The organism is Pantoea dispersa, assembly GCF_019890955.1.
Classification (GTDB): domain Bacteria; phylum Pseudomonadota; class Gammaproteobacteria; order Enterobacterales; family Enterobacteriaceae; genus Pantoea; species Pantoea dispersa.
This window is the reverse complement of sequence record NZ_CP082346.1, coordinates 2,673,199-2,690,437: the sequence shown is the minus strand read 5'-3', so window position 1 is coordinate 2,690,437 and position 17,239 is coordinate 2,673,199. Positions and strand designations below refer to the sequence as shown.

Here is a 17,239-nt window from a genome sequence, read left to right as displayed (position 1 = left end):
ATCAAACCCGTTCCGCCAGCCCTTCAATCCGCGCCATCGCCGCCCGCAACCGCGCTTCGTTGACCGGTTCGGCCATGTTCGCCATATCCGGCGCGTGGACAGATTCGCGTATAATCAACGCCAGCTCGCTCTCATCCAGCGCGGCAATCTCGGCCAGCGTCAACGGTACGCCGCAGTCACGCGCCAGGCGCATCTCATCCACCAGCTCTTCGTCGCTGCGATCCTCCAGCGCCAGCAGGCACAAATTGCCATAACCCACCAGCAGGCCGTGACCAAACTCGCGCGTTTTGTCGCAGAAAGTAAAGCCTTCGTAAATGGCATGCGCAGCGGCGGCGTGGGCGCCATTGCTCATCAGCGAGGTCAGACCGGCCCAGGTAAAAATCGCGTCCAGCACCTGATCGAGCGAAGTGCCGCTCTCACCGCGCAGCACCGCTGCGTAAGCCGCCGGACCGTGCTCCGCGATCACCTCATAGCAGATCTGGCTGTGCGCCAGCGATGACAGCGCATTGCCGGTGCGCGCCGGATGGCGCGTGCTTACCGCGCGGAACTCATACCATTTAGCCAGCGTATCGCCGAGGCCCGCGGCCAGCCAGCGGGCAGGGGCGGCTGCCAGCAGTTCACTGTCGATGAGCACTGCCGCCGGCGCCTGTGGCAGCGGGAAAATATCAAAGAAGTTGCCGTTATCGTCGTAGCGAATGGTCAGCGGGGTCACCGCAGCGCAGGTGGCGGCAATCGTCGGGATGGTTATCACCGGCAGCCCGAGCTGTGCGCCCACCGCTTTAACCGTGTCCAGCGCCTTGCCGCCGCCCGCACCGATCAGCACCTCTGCCTGTTGTTCAACCGCTATCGCCGCCAGCCGTTCGATATGGTTAAGCGAGGTTTCGCCACCAAACCACACCGGTGCCAGCAGCGTGACGCCAGCGGCGTCGAGTTGCAGCTTCACCTGCGTCGCCACCGCCTGCATCGCGCGCTGGCCGCCAATCAGCAGTGCGCGCTGGCCCAGCCCGGCGCAGATAGCCCCCAGCTGGTTAATCACACCCGCACCACGCAGCACGCGCGCCGGGAACAGCAAATTTTGTTGCGACATAGCGAAAGCTCTCTTTTTCAGGGAATGGCTGCATCATCGCCAAAGCGGCTTGCAGAAAAAATCCCTGCCAGCCGATAATCACTTCAGCGATTCGTTAACTATTGTCAGCAATCCCTGAAGGAAGTGCGGTGCCAACCTTACCCAATCTGAAACTGCTGCAGGTGTTCGCCAGCGTGGTGGAAAACCAGGGCTATTCGCGTGCGCAGCAGGCGCTGAACATGACCACACCGGCCATCAGCGCCTACATGAGTGAACTGGAAAGCCAGCTGGGCTTTATTCTGTGCCAGCGCGGCCGCGCGGGCTTTGCGCTGACCAGCAAAGGCGAACAGTTCTACGCCTATACCCGGGAAATGCTGGCGACCCTGAGCGGCTGGCAGTCGCAGGTGGAGACGCTGAAAAGCGCGCAGGGCGGCACGTTTGCGCTCGGCGTGGTCGACGCCACCGTCACCGACAGCACGCTGGATCTGCCGGCGGTTATCGCCCGTTTTAACCAGCGCTTTCCGGCGGTGTTTCTCACCCTCAGCGTGTGCGAGCCCAACGAACTGCAGCAGCAGGTGCTGGAAGATCGGCTCGACCTGGCCATCGGGCACTTTCCGCTGCGCGCCAGCAATCTGGTGACGCTGCCGCTGTACGAGGAGCAGCAGTGGCTGTACTGCAGTCCGCAGCATGCGCTGGCGCAGGGCGATGCGGATGTGCGTCGCGTGCAGCAGACCGGCATGGTAACGCGGCGCTACTGGAACCAGCAGGAGCTCAACAAGCGCGGTTTCCGCCACAGCACCGCGTCGGTGGAGAGCATTGAAGCGCAGCTGACGCTGATTCTCTCCGGGCGCTATATCGGCTTTTTGCCCGAGCATTACGCGCGCAGCCGCGAGCAGCAGGGCCAGTTGCTGCGCCTGCTGCCCCACCATTTTCACTTTCGTGCGCCGTTTTCGTTCGCCTTCCGGCGCGGCCGCGCGCGCGAGCCGCTGATCCGCGCGATGCGCGAAATTCTGAATCCAGCGCGAAAAACTGAGCGCGAAAGCTGACGCTGCGGCAATACTGTGTAAAAATACAGGCCGGTTTAACCAACAGTATTCACTATGGCCCTGACAGCAGCGATAAAAAGCCAGATTGCGCAATGGTATAAGGCGCTGCAGCAGCAGGTTCCTGACTTTATCCCGCGCGCGCCGCAGCGCCAGATGATCGCCGAAGTGGCGAAGAGTCTGGCCGGTGACGAGGGTCGCCATCTGGCCATTGAGGCGCCCACCGGCGTCGGCAAAACCCTGTCCTACCTGATTCCCGGCATTGCGGTCAGCCGCGCCGAAGAGAAACGTTTAGTCATCAGCACCGCCAACGTGGCGCTGCAGGATCAGATCTTCAGCAAAGATCTGCCGCTATTAAAGAAAATCATTCCTGACCTCACCTTCACCGCGGCTTTTGGTCGCGGGCGCTATGTCTGTCCGCGCAACCTGACCGCGCTGGCAGCCACGGACGATCAGCAGGGCGATCTGTTGCTGTATCTCGACGAACAGGCGGTGACCGGTTCGAAAGAGGAGCAGAAATTATGCGCGCGGCTGGAGAAAGACCTCAGCAGCTATAAGTGGGATGGCCTGCGCGATCACAGCGACGTGGCGATTGACGACAGCCTGTGGCAGCGCCTCTCCACTGATAAAGCGAACTGCCTGGCACACCACTGCCGCTGGTACCGCGAATGCCCGTTCTTTGTGGCGCGACGCGAAATCGAGCAGGCCGATGTGGTAGTAGCGAACCATGCGCTGGTGATGGCGGCAATGGAGAATGAGTCGGTGCTGCCGCCGGCCAAACACCTGATGCTGGTACTGGATGAAGGGCACCATCTGCCGGAAGTGGCGCGGGATGCGCTGGAGATGAGCGCGGAGATCACGCCGGGCTGGAGCAGCCTGCAGCTCGATCTGTTTGTGCGGCTGGTGGAGACCACCATGGCGCAGTTCCGGCCGAAATCCCCGCCGCCGCTGAGCAATCCCGAGCGCCTGAAAGGGCACTGCGATGAGATGCGCGAGCAGCTGCAGACGCTGTGCAACGCGCTCAATCCTCTGCTGCCGCGCGACAATCAGCCTGGCGAGTTTCGCTTTGTGCTCGGTGAGCTGCCGCCAGAACTGCTGACCCTGTGCGCGCGGCTGTTTAAGCTGAGTGATGCGCTGCGTGGCCTGAGCGAAGGGCTGCTCAACGAGCTGGGCGAACAGACCGGCAAGGCCGATATCATGCGGCTGCACAAAGCCATCCTGCAGCTCAATCGCCACTTCGGCTGGTTTGAATCCATCAGCAAACTGTGGCGGCTGGCGGCAATGGAAAAAGCGTCCAACGCACCGGTGTCGAAATGGGTGACGCGTGAAATTCGTGATGGCCAGGCGCATCTGCTGTTTCACTGCGCCGGGATTCGCGTCAGCGACCAGCTGGAAAAGCTGCTGTGGCGCAAAATCCCGCACGTGGTGGTGACCTCGGCTACGCTGCGTTCGCTGAACAGCTTTAATCGCCTGCAGGAGATGTCCGGCCTGAACCAAAAGGCCGGCGACCGCTTTGTGGCACTCGACTCGCCGTTTAACCATGTCGATCAGGGCAAGCTGATCATCCCGCAAATGCGCTATGAGCCGCTGCTGGCCAATGAAGCGGAGCACATTGCTGAGATGGCGCGCTTCTTCCTCCAGCAAATGCAGGCGCAGCAGCACAAAGGCGTGCTGGTGCTGTTTGCCAGCGGGCGTGCGATGCAGCAGTTTGTCAGCCTGGTGCCGGAGCTGCGTCTGTCGATGCTGGTGCAGGGCGATCAGCCGCGTTCACGCCTGGTGGAGCTTCACCGGCAACGGGTGACCGCCGGACAAAGCAGCATTCTGGTTGGCCTGCAATCTTTTGCCGAAGGGCTCGATTTGAAAGGCGATCTGTTGTCGCAGGTGCACATCCATAAAATTGCTTTTCCGCCGGTAGACAGTCCGGTAATTTTGACCGAAGGGGAGTGGCTGAAGAGCCTCAAACGCTACCCGTTTGAAGTACAAAGTTTACCCAGCGCATCGTTTACGCTGATCCAGCAGGTCGGGCGTCTGATCCGCAGCCATCAGTGTTTTGGTGAAATCATCATTTACGATCGCCGGCTGCTGAGCAAAACCTACGGCAGCCGCCTGCTGGCCGCGCTGCCGGTGTTTCCGATTGAACAACCGCCGGTGCCGGAAGCGGACAAACCGGCGAAGCGCAGCAAGAAATCCTGAGTATGCGGCAACAGCCGGATGCACGATTGTTGGCCGCCGGGTGACGGCGCGCCCTGGAAGCGGGAAAGTGTGATGGAACTGAATAAGATCATTAAAGAGATTGGCCGCGGCAAGAATCACGCACGCGATATCGACTTTGACACTGCCGTGGCGCTTTACAGCGCGATGCTGGCGGACGAGGTGCCGGATCTCGAACTGGGTGGCGTGCTGATTGCGCTGCGCATCAAAGGGGAAGGGGAAGCGGAGATGCACGGCTTCTACCACGCGATGCAGCAGCGCATGATGCGGCTGCAGGCCCCGGCACAGCGTCCGATGCCCATCGTCATCCCCAGCTATAACGGCGCGCGTCGCCAGGGCAACCTGACGCCGCTGCTGGCGCTGCTGCTGGTGAAGCTCGGTTTTCCGGTGTTGCTGCACGGCGTCAGCGATGACCCAACCCGCGTGACCAGCGAAGCGGTGCTGGCGGCGCTGGATATTGCGCCGGTGACCAGCGCGCAGCAGGCGCAGGCGAAACTCGACGCTGGCGAGCTGGCGTTCATCACCATCGATAATTTATGTGCGCCAATGGCTAAACAGCTGGCGCTGCGCTGGCGCATGGGCGTGCGCAACAGCGCTCACACGCTGGCCAAGCTGGCGACGCCGTTTGCCGAACGCGCCGCGCTGCGGCTGGCGAGCGTGTCGCATCCGGAATATGTGCCGCGCGTGGGGAAATTCTTCCAGGATATCGATGCACCGGCCATTCTGCTGAACGGCACTGAAGGTGAGGTCTATGCCAATCCGCAGCGCTGCCCGGCGATTAATTATATTCGCGGTGCCGGCGCAGAAGCGGAAGTGTGGGTTGAGAGGCAGCCAGAGGTCGCGCTGGCGTTAGCAGAGAGCAAAGGCGCTCAGGATACCGCAACGTGGATCCGCCAGGTGCTGGCCGGTGAACGTGCGGTGCCGCAGGCGCTGCGCCTGCAGCTGGCGTGCTGTCTGGTGGCGACCGGCGAAGCCGCAACAATGGCCGATGCCGAAACGCGGTTACAGCAGGCGGGAATTTAACCGGGCTGCCCGGCCGGCCATGCACGAGAAACCTGGGCGGTGACGGCGGGCACCGCCGCGATTGCGCAGGGGGGGCGCGCCTGCGCAGCTGAAATGGCTTGCTGAGCAGCGCCATCAGCGTTTAATCAGTACGCTCTCCACCAGTTGCTGCCAGAACGTAATACCAATCGGCAGCAGTGCATCGTTGAAATCATAGTTCGCATTGTGCAGCGGGGCTGAAGGCGTGGCACCGTCAGCGCCGAGCCAGAAATAGGCGCCGGGACAGGCTTCCAGCATACAGGCGAAATCTTCAGACGCCATCGACGGGTTAACCTGCCAGTGCACCTGCTGTTCACCCAGCAGCTGGCACGCCACGTCACGCACCTGCTCCGCCGGGGCGACATGGTTGGCGGTAACCGGATAGCCGGGATACCAGTGAATCTCGCCGCTGACGCCAAACGGGCGCGGCAGGGTGGTGACAAAATCTTCAATCAGACCGCGCACGCGATTGCGCACGTCGGTCTGCAGACATCGCACCGTACCGCGCAGCGTGATCTGCTCCGGAATGACGTTAATGGCCTCGCCACCGTGAATCTGGGTGACGCTGACCACCGCCGACGCCAGCGGTGACAGGCGGCGCGACGGGATGGTTTGCAGCGCCAGAATCAGCTCGGCGGCGACCACCATCGGGTCGGCACCGCTTTCCGGCATCGCCGCATGGCAGCTTTTGCCGTGCAGCGTAATCTCAAACGAATCCAGCGATGCCATCATCGCGCCCGGATTTACCGCCAGCGATCCCACCGGCAATCCCGGCCAGTTGTGCATCGCGTACACGGCATCCATCGGGAAGCGCTGAAACAGACCTTCCTCCACCATTTTGCGCGCACCACCGAGATTCTCTTCGGCCGGCTGAAACAGGAAGTGTACCGTACCTTTGAAATTACGCGTGGCGGCCAGCTGACAGGCTGCGGCCAGCAGTATCGCGGTGTGGCCATCGTGACCGCAGGCGTGCATCACGCCAGGCCGGCTCGATTTCCACTGCGGCTCGCCTTTTTCGGTGATCGGCAGGGCATCCATATCGGCGCGCAGCCCGATGACCGGACCGGGACCATTTTCCAGCGTGCCGATCACGCCGGTGCCGGCGAGACCGCGAAACACCTGCAGTCCGGCATCGGTCAGCACCTGGGCTACCAGCTCGCTGGTCTGCCGCTCCTGGTAACCCAGTTCAGGGTGTTGATGTAACTGACGACGCCAGGTGAGGGCGTTTTCCAGCAGGACAGCAGGCAGGCTCATAAGGTAAGGCTCCATCAGCAGCGTCAGCTGCGCAATCTCCGACGCGGGAAGTTAAGTGTCCACTGTAGTGGTAAGCGTGGGGGGCGTCTATCGTGGAAAGGAATAATTTGGCTATAGGCTATAGCGGATTGGCATAAGGGGCAGGGGCAAGGTCGGCATAAATGCCGACCCTACAGGGCGCGATGGGAAACCGTCGTGCTGGCGCTGCACGCGGTCGGCATAAATGCCGAACCTACAGAGCGCGATGGGATACCGCCGTGCTGGCGCTGCACGCGGTCGGCATGAATGCCGACCTTACACAGTGCAATCTTTGCGAACAGTGTTAAGTCTTAACAGACCCACATTGCGGCATTGCCCAGCCAGGGTAACATCCCGTAGGGTGCGCATTGATGCGCACCTGGAACTACTTCAGCATCGGCAAATTGAGACCGTGCTGCTCTGCGCAGGTCTGCGCCAGCTCGTAGCCCGCATCGGCATGACGCATCACGCCGGTGGCCGGGTCGTTCCACAGTACGCGACCAAGGCGTGCATCCGCTTCAGCCGTACCGTCACAGACGATCACCACCCCGGAATGCTGCGAGAAGCCCATACCGACGCCGCCGCCGTGGTGCAGGCTCACCCAGGTGGCCCCGCCGGCGGTGTTCAGCAGCGCGTTCAGCAGCGGCCAGTCTGACACCGCATCCGAGCCATCCTTCATCGCCTCGGTTTCACGGTTAGGTGACGCCACCGAGCCGCAGTCGAGGTGGTCACGACCAATCACGATCGGCGCTTTCAGCTCGCCGTTGCGCACCATCTCATTGAATGCCAGCGCCGCTTTATGACGCTCGCCCAGCCCCAGCCAGCAAATACGCGCCGGCAGGCCCTGGAAGGCGATGCGCTCCTGCGCCATATCCAGCCAGCGGTGCAGGTTTTTGTGATCCGGGAACAGCTCTTTCAGTTTGGCGTCGGTTTTATAGATATCTTCCGCATCGCCCGAGAGCGCCACCCAGCGGAACGGGCCTTTGCCCTCGCAGAACAGCGGACGAATATACGCCGGCACAAAGCCCGGGAAATCAAAGGCGTTTTTCACCCCTTCATCCAGCGCTACCTGACGAATATTGTTGCCATAATCCACGGTCGGCACACCCATATGGTGGAAGTCGAGCATCGCCTGCACGTGCTGCGCCATGGAGGCGCGTGCCGCTTTCTCTACTGCTTTCGGATTGCTGACGCGCTCGGCTTCCCAGCGTGCCACGTCCCAGCCCACCGGCAGATAGCCGTTGATCGGATCGTGCGCGGAGGTCTGATCGGTCACGATGTCAGGCTTCATGCCGCCCGCTTTCGCGCGCTGCACCAGTTCCGGGACCAGCTCGGCCGCGTTGCCCAGCAGACCCACGGAGATCGCCTGGCCGGCTTCGGTGGCGTCTTTGATCAGCGCCAGCGCCTCATCCAGGCTGTGGGCTTTATGGTCGAGGTAGCGGGTGCGCAGACGGAAATCGATGCGCGATTCCTGGCACTCAATCGCCAGCACGCAGGCGCCGGCCAGCACGCCCGCCAGCGGCTGCGCGCCGCCCATGCCGCCCAGACCGGCGGTGAGGATCCAGCGGCCCGTCAGGTCACTGTTGTAGTGCTGGCGGCCGGCTTCGGCGAAGGTTTCAAAGGTACCCTGCACGATGCCCTGCGCGCCGATATAGATCCATGAACCGGCGGTCATCTGGCCATACATCATCAGCCCGGCCTTATCCAGTTCGTGGAAGTGATCCCACGTCGCCCAGTGCGGCACCAGGTTGGAGTTGGCCAGCAGTACGCGCGGCGCATCGGCATGGGTGCGGAACACACCGACCGGCTTGCCGGACTGAATCAGCAGCGTCTCTTCCGGCTGCAGCGCGCGCAGCGAGCGCAGAATCTGCTCAAAGCACGCCCAGTTACGCGCGGCTTTGCCGATTCCGCCATACACCACCAGATCCTCCGGGCGTTCGGCCACGTCAGGATCGAGGTTGTTCTGAATCATGCGGTATGCCGCTTCAATCAGCCAGTTGGCGCAGTGCAGTTCATTACCGCGCGGCGCACGGATTTCACGGGCAACAGCCTGAGTCAAAGTTTCGCTCATCATCGGTTCCTTAATTAGCAGTAGAACGCTGGCTTGGCAGCAGCGCAGTAAGGGTTTCAGGCCAGACGTAACTGCTGGCCCACAGGCGCATGGCATCAATGTCCGGCGCCAGTAAACGGTCCTGATCGAGGAAGGCGACCTGCGCACGAATGCGGCTCATCTCCTGTTCGATCGCGGCAGAGCTTTGCAGCGGGCGGTGGAAGTCGATGCCCTGCGCCGCCGCCATCGCTTCAATGCCGACCACGGCAGCGGTGTTGAAGCACATCTCGCCCAGGCGGCGTGCCGCGTAGGTGGCCATCGATACGTGATCTTCCTGATTGGCTGAGGTCGGCAGGCTGTCGACGCTGCCCGGGTGCGCCAGCGATTTATTCTCCGAGGCCAGCGCGGCAGCGGTAACCTGCGCAATCATGAAGCCCGAGTTCACACCGCCGTCGCGCACCAGGAAGGGCGGCAGGCCGGAGAGGCCGGTATCGAGCAGCAGCGCCAGGCGGCGTTCGGAGATGGCACCGACTTCGGCAATCGCCAGCGCGATGATGTCGGCGGCAAAGGCCACCGGCTCGGCGTGGAAGTTACCGCCGGAGATCACGTCGCCGCTGTCGCTGAAGACCAGCGGGTTGTCAGAAGCGGCGTTGGCTTCAATCTGCAGCACGCGCGCGGCGTGGCTGAGGTTATCGAGACAGGCGCCCATCACCTGCGGTACGCAGCGGATCGAATAGGGATCCTGCACGCGTCCGCAGTTGCTGTGCGAACTGAGAATTTCGCTGCCTTCGAGCAGCGTCGCCACCGCAGCGGCGACGGCAATCTGCCCGTGCTGGCCGCGCGCCTGATGGATGCGCGCATCAAACGGTTTAACCGAGCCTTTAATCGCTTCCAGCGACAGCGCGCCGGCCATCAGCCCGGCGGCAAACAGATTTTCGGCTTCAAACAGCCCACGCAGCGCCAGCGCGGTAGAGACCTGGGTGCCGTTGAGCAACGCCAGACCCTCTTTTGGCCCCAGCACAATCGGCTGCAGGCCGACGCGGGCCAGGCCTTCGCTGGCAGGCACCAGATGGCCGTCAATGCGCACCTGGCCTTCACCGAGCAGCATCAGGGAGAGGTGCGCCAGCGGCGCCAAATCGCCGGACGCGCCAACCGATCCCTTCGCCGGGATGCACGGCATCACGCCGGCGTTGAACAGCTCCAGCAGCGCGTCAATCAGTTCCATGCGGATGCCCGAGTGGCCGCGTGCCAGGCTGATGATTTTGCTGGCGACCACCAGGCGGGTGACGTTGTCCGGCAGCAGATCGCCGAGGCCGACGCTGTGTGACAGCACCAGGTTACGCTGCAGTTCCGCCAGGCGTTCGGCGGGGATCTGCGTTTGCGCCAGCTTGCCGAAGCCGGTGTTGATGCCGTACACCACCTTGCCCGAGGCGACAATAGCCTCGACGGTTTCACGGGCGCGGTCAATATCCGCCCGCGCTTCCTCTGCCAGCTGCAGCGTCACCTTTTCCTGATAAATACGGCGTAAGGTGGCGAGGTCCACTTCACCGGGAACGAGGCGAATTGCCTGAACCGAACCTGACATAGTCTACTCCTGTCTATACAAGTGATCTGCCACGTTGTGGCGGTGCGCAAGATGCGATGGCATCCGCCAGGGGCGCTATAAGTGTTGTGAGTGAAGCATAAGTGTCTAATCTTGTCTATACAAGTAGCAAGCGCTGTGCCAGATTGATCGTATTCTGTGAAACGTGCCGCAATGCGGGCGCGGCAACCTTCAGCCTGGTACGCTGCACCAAAAGCGGGCGGCAGCTGCACCATGTGGGCAGGCTATGCACCATTGGATGTATATACATTTAGGCGGCGAGACAGTAAACTTCACACATCATTTGGAAAAGGAACAGGAAATGGCGGAGCAAACGGCAATCGCACAGCTGGCGGCAGCGATGGGGGATGAACCCGCGCCCATTTACCAGCGCGTTAAGCAGGCAATCGTCAGCCAGATCCGCGAAGGTCACTGGAAAGCCAATCAGCGGGTGCCGTCGGAAAGCGAGCTGGTCAATGAACTGGGCGTCAGCCGCATGACCATCAACCGCGCGCTGCGCGAACTCACCAGCGAAGGATTTCTGGTGCGCATGCAGGGCGTCGGGACCTTTGTCGCGGAGATGAAGGGCTACACCGCAATGCTGGAAGTGCATAACATCGCCGATGAAATTGCCCAGCGCGGCCATACGCACAGCTGCAAAATTCTCTCAATAGGTCAGATGAAGGCCGATCCGGAACAGGCGGCGGTGCTGGGACTCTCCACCGGCCAGACGCTGTATCATTCGCTGATCGTGCACTACGAAAATGAGCTGCCGGTGCAACTGGAAGATCGTCTGGTCAATCCGCTGGTCGCGCCTGACTACCTCAGCCAGGATTACCACAGCCTGACGCCGTACACCTATCTGATGCGCGTCGCCCCGCTGACCGCCGGTGAGCATATCGTTGAAGCGGTACTGCCGGATTTGCGCCAGCGTAAGCATCTGGCGCTGGATGAGCACGAGCCGTGCCTGCTTATCCGTCGCCAGACGTGGAGCGACAACAAAATCGTCACCTATGCGCGCCTGCTCTATCCAGGCTCACGCTACAAATTGCTGGGCCGCTTCAGGGGACACGGCTAAGCGCGATAAACAGCAGGCTGGCCTCTGCCGTTTGCGGCACCAGCTGCTGCTGCTCCTGCAGCCACCACATTCCCTGCTGCGCCTGCAGCGTCTCGCCCGCACTGCTGCGCCATGTACCGGCCAGCACATACGCCACGCCATGCAGGCTGCTGACCGTCTGCTGCTCCACGCTTACCGCCGCGCGCCAGCTGTCGCGCCGCGTCATGATGTTGAAATCCTGACAGCTGCCGCTAACCTGCGCCTCTATCGCCCATTCGCCGGGAAAGGCCCACGGCTGATGGGGCAGCAACGTCTGTTCGGCCTGTTCACAGCGCAGCAGCACGCTATCGCCGTGCAGCAAAGTGATCACCCGATCGACGCCGGGGAAGGGCGAGAACGGCCCGTCGGCGTCGATGGTGGCGATGCTGGCGCGCCAGCCGAACTCTGCTGCGCCCGGCGGATAGCTGATAATTTCGCGCGTTTCCCCGCCGCCGTTGCGCCAGCGGCTGACCGGCAGCTGCGCGTAGTCAAAGCGCGCGATCATTGCAGCGCCCGCATTGCCCGGGCAAAGCCAGCGGCGGCCGCTTCTTCTGCCGCGTGGTGGCCTTGCTGAATCACCGGCTGTCCGGCAACAAACACGTCACGAATCTGCTGGCTGCTGCCGGCAAACAGCCAGCGATTGAGCAGCGCGGCGGAGCTGACGCTGGCCAGCAGCGCATCCTCTTCCAGCACCAGCCAGTCGGCGCGTTTGCCCACCGCCAGCTCACCGCTGGCAATGCCACAGGCCTGCGCGCCGCCCTGCGCCGCCTGCTGCCACAGCAGATCGCCGACCGAGGGTTGATCGGTTAGCGTGATGCGGTTGCGGCGACGATCGCGCAGCCGCTGGCCATACTCCAGCCAGCGCAGCTCCTCGAGCGCACTGAGCGAAACGTGGCTGTCGGAGCCAATGCCCCAGCGCCCGCCGCGCCCGATGTACTCCACCGCCGGGAAGATGCCGTCGCCGAGATTGGCTTCGGTGGTGGGACACAGCCCGGCAATCGCGCCGCTGTCCGCCATGCGCGCGATCTCCTGCTGATCGAGATGGGTGGCGTGAATCAGGCACCAGCGCGCATCAACGGCAAAGCGGTTATACAGCCACGCCACCGGCCGTTCGCCGCTCCATGCCAGACTGTCATTAACCTCTTTTTCCTGCTCGGCAACGTGAATGTGCACCGGCAGATGCGCAGCGCTGGCGGCCAGCACCTCATGCATCTGGGCTTCGCTCACCGCGCGCAGCGAGTGGAAACACAGGCCGTGGTTGATCAGCGGCTGCTGCGCGCTCCACTGCGCGACGCGCTGCTGCTGTTGCAGATAGGCATCGGTGTGCTGAATGAAGCGTCGCTGACCGTCGCTGGCCGGTTGCGCACCGAAGCCGCTGTAACTGTACAGCACGGGCAGCAGCGTCTGGCCGATACCGGCAGTGCGTGCCGCCTGCATCAGCTGATGCAGCATCGCATCATCGGCATACGGCTGGCCGTGCGGATCGTGATGCAGATAGTGAAATTCCGCCACCTGGCTGTAGCCGCCCTTGAGCATATCGATGTAGAGATGGGTGGCGATGGCACCGACCTGCTCAGGCGACAGGCGCTGCACCATGCGGTACATCAGATCGCGCCACGTCCAGAAGCTGTCCTGCGGATCGCCTGCCACTTCCGCCAGCCCGGCCATGGCGCGCTGGAAGGCATGGGAATGCAGGTTGGCCATCGCCGGAATTACCGGTCCGGCCAGGCGCACGGCGTCACCGGGCGTACTGTCGGCAGTAAGGGCGCGAATAAATCCCTGATCGTCGGTCGCGATCAGCACGTTTTCCTGCCAGCCGTCGGCCAGCCGTGCGCGTGGGGCAAAATAAACTGCCATGGTTGATCCTCAATGGCGGAAAGTTGTATATACATATACATACTTTGAGGCGCAGTGTAAATCGCCAGACAAAAGGGGAGTGGGATGGCAAGTAAACAGATCGACAGCCTGTGGCTGGGGGCCGATGTGGTCACCATGCGTGACGGTCGCTATAACCTGATTGAGGATGGCGCCGTGGCGGTGGATAACGGCGAGCTGGTGTGGGTAGGCCCGCGCAGCGCGTTACCGGACTTTGCCCCGCGCCGGCAGCAGCAGTTTGACGGCGGCATCATTACGCCCGGTCTGGTGGATTGCCACACGCATCTGGTGTTTGGCGGCGATCGCAGCCAGGAGTTCGAACAGCGGCTCAACGGCGTGAGCTATGCGGAGATCGCCGCGCAGGGCGGCGGCATCCTGTCGACGGTGCGCGCTACGCGCGCGGCCAGCCAGCAGCAGCTGGTGGCGTCAGCGCGCTGGCGGCTCGATCGCCTGCTGGCCGAAGGCGTTACCACGGTGGAGATTAAATCCGGCTACGGGCTGGACGAAGAGAGCGAGCTCACTCTGCTGCGCGCTATCCGCGAGCTGGCGCAGTCGGTGCCTGCCGATGTGCAGGCCACCTGCCTGGCGGCGCACGGCTTCCCGCCAGAGTTCAGGGATAACCCGCAAGGCTGGATTGATATTATCTGCCAGCGCCTGTTGCCGCGGGTGAAAGCGGAAGGGCTGGCGGATGCGGTCGACGCGTTTTGCGAACACCTGGCGCTGTCACCGCAGCAGGTGAGCGCGGTATTTGATGCCGCCAAAGCGCTCGGCCTGCCGGTGAAGCTGCACGCTGAACAGCTGTCGGCACTCGGCGGTGCCGCACTGGCGGCGCGCTATGGTGCGCTCTCTGCCGATCACCTCGAATATGCCACCGAACAGGATGCCCGCGCGATGGCGGAGCATGGCACGGTGGCGGTACTGCTGCCCGGAGCGTTCTATCTGCTGCGCGAGACGCAGCGTCCGCCGGTCGAACTGTTCCGCCAGCACGGCGTGCCAATGGCGCTGGCCAGCGATGCCAATCCGGGCACGTCACCGGCGCTGTCGCTGCGGCTGATGCTGAACATGGGCTGTACGCTGTTTGGCCTGACGCCGGAGGAAGCGCTGGCCGGCGTCACGCTGTGGGGCGCGAAGGCGCTTGGCCTGCAGGCCACGCACGGCTCGCTGGAGCCAGGCAAAGTAGCCAATTTTGTCCACTGGCCGCTGGCTCGCCCGGCTGAGCTGGTTTACTGGCTGGGCGGCGAACTGCCGTGCCAGGTTATCTATCGTGGAGAAGCGCAATGACCCCTTTTCATTTCACCGCCGGTAAGCTGCCGCTGCTGGTCAGTATTCCGCATGCCGGTACCCAGCTGACGTTGGAGGTTGACGCCGGGCTGAGCGAGGCCGCGCGCGGCCTGCCGGATACCGACTGGCATATTCCGCTGCTGTACGACTTTGTGCGCGACCTCGGTGCCAGTGTGCTGATTGGGCACTACTCGCGCTTCGTGATCGATCTCAACCGTCCGCCGGACAACCAGCCGCTGTACAGCACGGCCACCACCGGGCTCTATCCGGAGACGCTGTTTGATGGCACGCCGACCTTTAAACCCGGCATGACGCCGGACAGCGCGGCGCGTCAGCGCGATCTGGAGACTATCTGGCAACCCTATCATCAACAGATTCAGCAGGAGCTGGCGCGGTTAAAAGCCGAGCATGGTTATGCGCTGCTGTTTGATGCACACTCCATCGCTTCGGTGATTCCGCGCCTGTTCGACGGCCAGCTGCCGGACCTGAACATCGGCACCAACGATGGCGCCAGCTGTTCGGCGGCCAGCATCGCGGCGATTGAGCAGGTGTGCGCCGCGCAAAGCGACTACAGCTGGGTGGTGAATGGACGCTTCAAAGGCGGCTACATCACGCGCGCTTACGGCCAGCCAGCGCAGGGCGTGCAGGCGGTGCAGCTGGAGCTGGCGCAGCTGAATTACATGGATGAGGCGCCGCCGTTTGCCTGGCAGCAGGATCGCGCCACGCGGTTGCAGCATGTGCTGAAGCCGCTGCTGCAGGCGTTTCTGCAGGCGGGGAAAGCCGTTTAATTGATGCGGGTCGCCATCACGGTGACCCCGTTTCTCATGTGGCGGATGTACATCCGCTGCCTCACTCCCCAATCCTGTGCAGCTCCCGCCCTGAAAGGGTGCACGACGCGGTCCGCCTGACGCCGATCCCCTCCGTTTACCGTCTTTGCCAATCTGGCACAGCCCTTGCTAGCTTGTATGTACAAGTAAAGACCGCGCGGCAATGATGACTATTTATTCTGGCTGGCTCACAAAAAGCTTATGCCGACAATGATCTGCCGCAAGCTAACTTGTATATACATGAAATGTCATTTGCGCTGTATCAGCCAACAGAGACAGCCAGATTTGTTAACCACCAGGAGAAGACGTATGACACACCGTGCCCCGTTTCGCCGTTTTTGCCTTACCACGCTGTTTGCCAGCCTGATGCTGGCCGGCGTGGCTGCCGAGGCTAAAGAGTGGAAATCCATCACCATCGCCACTGAAGGCAGCTATGAGCCGTGGAACCTGACGCTGCCGGGCGGCAAGCTGGGCGGCTTCGAACCTGAACTGATGGAAGATCTCTGCAAACGCATGAGCATTCAGTGCAAGCTGGTGGTGCAGAACTGGGACGGGATGATTGCCGGACTGAACGCCGGGAAATATGACGTCATCATGGATGCGATTGTGATTACGCCGGACCGGAAAAAAGTGGTCAACTTCACCACGCCGTATGCGTCAACGCCGGCGACCTTCATCACCAGCAAAGATAACCCGCTGCTGCCGGCCGATAAGAACATCATCAAACTGCACGACGACGAGGCTGCCATCAATGCGGCCATCGCCCCGCTGAAGGCGGCGCTCAAGGGCAAAACCATCGGCATTGCCTCCGGCACCGTGTATACGCCGTTTATCGATAAATACTTCAAAGATGTGGCCGACGTGCGCGAATACACCGCTTCGGCGGATGCGATTCTCGATCTGCAGGCGGGCCGCATCGATGCGGTGTTTGATGACGTGACCTTCGCGCAGTCGATGCTGGCGCGAAAAGAGAACAGCAACCTGACATTCAGCGGCCCGCAGCTGGGCGGTCCGATCTGGGGGGAAGGCGAAGCGATGGGCGTGCGCATGGCTGATAACGACCTGAAGGCCAAACTCGATGCCGCCATTCACGCTGCGCTGGCGGACGGCACGGTGAAAAAGCTGAGCGAGAAGTGGTTTAAAACTGACGTAACGCCGTAAGTGAGGTGAAAGATGATGAGCCTGCTGAGTTTTGGTGCAGATGGCTGGGGTCGCCTGATTCTGAGCGCCGCCGGTACCACGCTGCTGCTGTCGCTGGCGGCGCTGATGATTGGCGCCGTGGTCGGTTCCGGCGTGGCGGCGGCGAAACTCTCGCACCAGCGCTGGCTGCGCTGGCTGGGTGAAAGCTATTCGGTGGTGTTTCGCGGCATCCCGGAACTGCTGGTGATCTACCTGTTCTACTTCGGTGGATCGGGATTGATCACGCTGGTCGGCCAGCTGTTTGGTGCTGACGGCTTTATTGAGGCACCGGCGTTCCTGATTGGCGCGCTGGCTATCGGGCTCATCTCCGGATCCTATCAGGGTGAAGTGTATCGCGCTGCGCGCCTGGCGCTGGCCAAGGGCGAAGTCGAAGCGGCGGTAGCCATCGGAATGCCGCGCTGGCGTATCGCCCAGCGCATTCTCGTCCCGCAGATTGTGCGCTACGCGCTGCCGGGGATGTCCAACGTCTGGCAGATGAGCCTGAAAGATTCGGCGCTGGTGTCAGTGACCGGCATCGTCGAGCTGATGCGCGCCAGCCAGGTGGCGGCCGGTTCAACGCGCGATTACTTCACCTTTTATCTGATTGGCGGTGGCTGCTATCTGCTGCTGACACTGCTGTCGAACCATGCGTTTCGCCGCGCGGAATCGCGCCTCGGCCGCGCATGGCAAAGTCGCACTGCGGCACAGCACTAAGG

Annotated in this window: 14 protein-coding genes; 8 read left to right on the top strand and 6 right to left on the bottom strand. The window is 62.3% G+C overall.

The genetic code is table 11. The features are described from left to right. Nucleotide 1: 1 nt before the first annotated feature. Nucleotides 2-1,087 (bottom strand): iron-containing alcohol dehydrogenase family protein, encoded by a 1,086-nt coding sequence (locus K7H94_RS12545; RefSeq protein ID WP_222951136.1) that lies wholly within the window; start codon nt 1,085-1,087, stop codon nt 2-4. 128 nt (nt 1,088-1,215) lie between these two features. On the opposite strand from K7H94_RS12545, the gene K7H94_RS12540 reads away from it, so the two are divergent. The 3 genes from K7H94_RS12540 (at nt 1,216) to ybiB (ending at nt 5,343) form a co-directional block, all read left to right on the top strand. Next, complete coding sequence (locus K7H94_RS12540) at nt 1,216-2,112, top strand: LysR family transcriptional regulator (protein WP_058780844.1); 897 nt, start codon at nt 1,216-1,218, stop codon at nt 2,110-2,112. Between the two features lie 54 nt (nt 2,113-2,166). Beyond that, nucleotides 2,167-4,302: an ATP-dependent DNA helicase DinG gene (dinG, locus tag K7H94_RS12535; RefSeq protein ID WP_222951135.1), complete on the top strand. Its 2,136-nt coding sequence runs from the start codon at nt 2,167-2,169 to the stop codon at nt 4,300-4,302. A 72-nt stretch (nt 4,303-4,374) separates the two neighbouring features. Next, nucleotides 4,375-5,343, top strand: a complete 969-nt coding sequence (gene ybiB, locus K7H94_RS12530) for a DNA-binding protein YbiB (protein WP_222951134.1) — start codon at nt 4,375-4,377, stop codon at nt 5,341-5,343. Between the two features lie 114 nt (nt 5,344-5,457). Here the strand turns inward: ybiB and K7H94_RS12525 are convergent, their stop codons facing one another. From K7H94_RS12525 to hutH, 3 genes are all read right to left on the bottom strand, one after another. Then, complete coding sequence (locus K7H94_RS12525; protein ID WP_222951133.1) at nt 5,458-6,615, bottom strand: M20 aminoacylase family protein; 1,158 nt, start codon at nt 6,613-6,615, stop codon at nt 5,458-5,460. Between the two features lie 403 nt (nt 6,616-7,018). Then, nucleotides 7,019-8,704 carry a urocanate hydratase gene (gene hutU / locus K7H94_RS12520; RefSeq protein WP_222952050.1) on the bottom strand — a complete coding sequence of 562 codons (1,686 nt, stop codon included), beginning with the start codon at nt 8,702-8,704 and terminating at the stop codon, nt 7,019-7,021. A 10-nt stretch (nt 8,705-8,714) separates the two neighbouring features. Continuing rightward, on the bottom strand, nt 8,715-10,268 hold the full coding sequence (gene hutH, locus K7H94_RS12515) for a histidine ammonia-lyase (protein WP_222951132.1): 1,554 nt from the start codon (nt 10,266-10,268) through the stop codon (nt 8,715-8,717). A 319-nt stretch (nt 10,269-10,587) separates the two neighbouring features. Here hutH and hutC point away from each other — a divergent pair, with 319 nt between their 5' ends. After that, complete coding sequence (hutC, locus tag K7H94_RS12510) at nt 10,588-11,343, top strand: histidine utilization repressor (protein ID WP_021508436.1); 756 nt, start codon at nt 10,588-10,590, stop codon at nt 11,341-11,343. Here hutC and K7H94_RS12505 read toward each other — a convergent pair. Further along, nucleotides 11,327-11,866, bottom strand: coding sequence for a HutD/Ves family protein (locus K7H94_RS12505; RefSeq protein ID WP_222951131.1), 540 nt, complete (start codon nt 11,864-11,866; stop codon nt 11,327-11,329). The genes hutC and K7H94_RS12505 overlap by 17 nt on opposite strands. Then, on the bottom strand, nt 11,863-13,218 hold the full coding sequence (locus K7H94_RS12500) for a formimidoylglutamate deiminase (RefSeq protein ID WP_222951130.1): 1,356 nt from the start codon (nt 13,216-13,218) through the stop codon (nt 11,863-11,865). Before K7H94_RS12500 ends, K7H94_RS12505 begins: the two co-directional genes overlap by 4 nt. Before the next feature lie 84 nt (nt 13,219-13,302). Between K7H94_RS12500 and hutI the strand changes: the two genes are divergently transcribed. From hutI to K7H94_RS12480, 4 genes are all read left to right on the top strand, one after another. Further along, on the top strand, nt 13,303-14,517 hold the full coding sequence (gene hutI / locus K7H94_RS12495; RefSeq protein ID WP_104092738.1) for an imidazolonepropionase: 1,215 nt from the start codon (nt 13,303-13,305) through the stop codon (nt 14,515-14,517). Further along, nucleotides 14,514-15,305 (top strand): N-formylglutamate deformylase, encoded by a 792-nt coding sequence (gene hutG, locus K7H94_RS12490; protein ID WP_222951129.1) that lies wholly within the window; start codon nt 14,514-14,516, stop codon nt 15,303-15,305. The genes hutI and hutG overlap by 4 nt, the downstream gene beginning before the upstream one ends. 348 nt (nt 15,306-15,653) lie before the next feature. Continuing rightward, nucleotides 15,654-16,505, top strand: a complete 852-nt coding sequence (locus tag K7H94_RS12485) for a transporter substrate-binding domain-containing protein (RefSeq protein ID WP_058769505.1) — start codon at nt 15,654-15,656, stop codon at nt 16,503-16,505. A gap of 12 nt (nt 16,506-16,517) precedes the next feature. Further along, nucleotides 16,518-17,237 (top strand): ABC transporter permease, encoded by a 720-nt coding sequence (locus K7H94_RS12480; RefSeq protein ID WP_222951128.1) that lies wholly within the window; start codon nt 16,518-16,520, stop codon nt 17,235-17,237. The last annotated feature ends 2 nt before the right edge of the window (nt 17,238-17,239 follow it).